Raw genomic sequence first — 2,005 nt, 5'->3', positions numbered from 1 at the left:
GCTACGCCTCGTACAATGTTGCATACTTTTCGCTCCGTCGTCTGAATCATCCGAATTTTCGCTGGCGAATGCTCCCGGCTGCGGATCGACCCTGAACACCACCACGATTTCCTCCTTGTGGATTTCGACGCGTTTGACCAAACCCAACACGATCCTGCGCTTCGTTTCAAGATCAATCGTGTCCAGTTTTTCGGTGACTGCGCCCGCGAATTCCTCGAGCCGATTGATGACTAGGAACAGCTCGCTTTGTACGGCCCCTTGTTGCCTCGACTCCAGAATCTGCTGATCAATCTGCTCAAGCCGATTCTTCAGTTGCTGCATCTTCGGCTCGAAGTCGGTCTTATCGATGATGCCGTCGGCATAGCTGTCGATCAACCTCGACTTGCCTTTTTCCAACTGAGTCCGCTGCTTTTCAAGGCTGCTCGTGTCGAAGCTACTCTTCTCGTCGCGCTCGATCATATCAAGCCGACGCTCGTATTCGTTCTTCAGTCGATCTGGATGCCTTAGTAATTCGACGACCTGCTGCCACACCAGATCATCGAGCTTGTCCGTTCGCACTTGCGGATTGTCACAGATGCGATTGCCGCCGAAACGATACGCGTCGGTTCCGACGCAGCGGTAATAAGCGTAGTCCCGCTGATGCCCCTTGGCCGCCGCTTTGCTCACCTTCTTCGCGTAGTAGGCGTAACGGCACTGGCCGCAAACCGTCAACCCTTGCAGCAGGCGTTGCGGCACATTATCCCGACGCTGACGTGCCAGCTTGCGGTTCTCGGCAAGCTGCTCCTGAACAGCATGGAACAGCGCTTCACTCACGATGGCCGGCACCGGAATTTCGATCCATTGCTGCCGGTCCGCACGTACCGTCGAATAGGGTTTCCTGGGCACATCGGCGCTATGGCGCTGGGCACGTACGCGTACCAGATGATCACGCACCTGCGTTTTGCCGAACGCAGCCCGCCCCATGTACGCCGGATTGCGCAATATGCCCCATACCACACTGCGGTCCCAGAACGGCTTGCCCGATGCCGTCACGGTACCCGCCTCCGTAAGCCGGCGCACCACTTCGCCTATGCTCAAGCGGTCCATCCCCACCCACTGGAAGATCGACCGGACTGTTGCTGCCTGGGGCAGTTCGATAACGTAGCGGGCCGGCGTTCCGTCCAGCTGCCGGCGGATGTAGCGGTAGCCATAGGGCGCCCCGGACAGTACATTGACGCTGCCGCGTTTTGCGCCGTGAAGCTTGCCACGACGGTGACGCTCGGCGATCTTCGCCCGCTCGTACTCCGCGATCATGCCCTGCATCTGCAACAGCAGCGACTCTTCCGGCGTCGTCCCGATTGCGTGATTGAGGAATACGACCTGCACGCCGCAGGCCGTGAACTCTTCCATCAGCAGCGCCTGGTGCGCATATTTGCGCGCCAGGCGGTCCGGTGACAGGATGTAGAGCCGATCGATAGCACCGAGTGCGGCACGGTCCCTCAGTCGCTCCAGCTGTGGCCTGATCAGCGTCGCGCCGCTCACGCCTGCGTCAACGAAACACATGTCCTCGACGATCTGCACGCCGTCCGCTGAAACACGCTCCTTCAGGGCGGCAATCTGGCTCTCGATGGTGCCGCGTTTGTTCTGCTGTTCGGAGGATACCCGCGCATAGAGCGCAACCATCGCAGCTTTGTTCATCGTCTACCTCGCTTGATGGTCACTTGCTTGGCCGCGGCAGGCTGCGTCGCGGACGGCTGCGCCGTGGAGCGTGCTTTGATCGGACTGATCTGCTCGTACGCCTTTTGCAGCTGCTCCTGGGCATAGCGGTTCGGCTCGAAGGCCAGACGTACATGCCATTTTTTACGTCCTCGGGTCATCACCGCACCTTCCTGTTAGCGGGAGCGACCGTCTCAAGGACGAGGTCCACGTCAATCTTGGAACAGCTTCTGGACCAGGGCGCCAGGCACTCCCTCGAAATGCGCAGGCTCCATTTTATGCGGCAGTTTGCTCTGTTGTTGGTGGCGTT

General features: G+C 59.3%; 2 protein-coding genes. Both read right to left on the bottom strand.

Annotated features, from left to right (window positions below; all coding sequences use genetic code 11):
* Positions 1–1,677: recombinase family protein (locus AWB78_RS42290; protein WP_062613224.1), on the bottom strand; the 1,677-nt coding region annotated here is incomplete at its 3' end.
* Positions 1,674–1,856 carry a hypothetical protein gene (locus tag AWB78_RS47425; RefSeq protein ID WP_157697901.1) on the bottom strand — a complete coding sequence of 61 codons (183 nt, stop codon included), beginning with the start codon at positions 1,854–1,856 and terminating at the stop codon, positions 1,674–1,676. The genes AWB78_RS47425 and AWB78_RS42290, both read right to left, overlap by 4 nt.
* Positions 1,857–2,005 lie beyond the last annotated feature (149 nt).

Source organism: Caballeronia calidae (genome assembly GCF_900044055.2).
Classification (GTDB): domain Bacteria; phylum Pseudomonadota; class Gammaproteobacteria; order Burkholderiales; family Burkholderiaceae; genus Caballeronia; species Caballeronia calidae.
The sequence above is the reverse complement of the archived record's forward strand: the minus strand, read 5'-3'. Positions and strand labels throughout refer to the sequence as shown.

Excerpts from the sequence above, each read along its gene's own strand:
- AWB78_RS47425 (WP_157697901.1), bottom strand. The coding sequence starts at position 1,856 with ATGACCCGAGGACGTAAAAAATGGCATGTACGTCTGGCCTTCGAGCCG.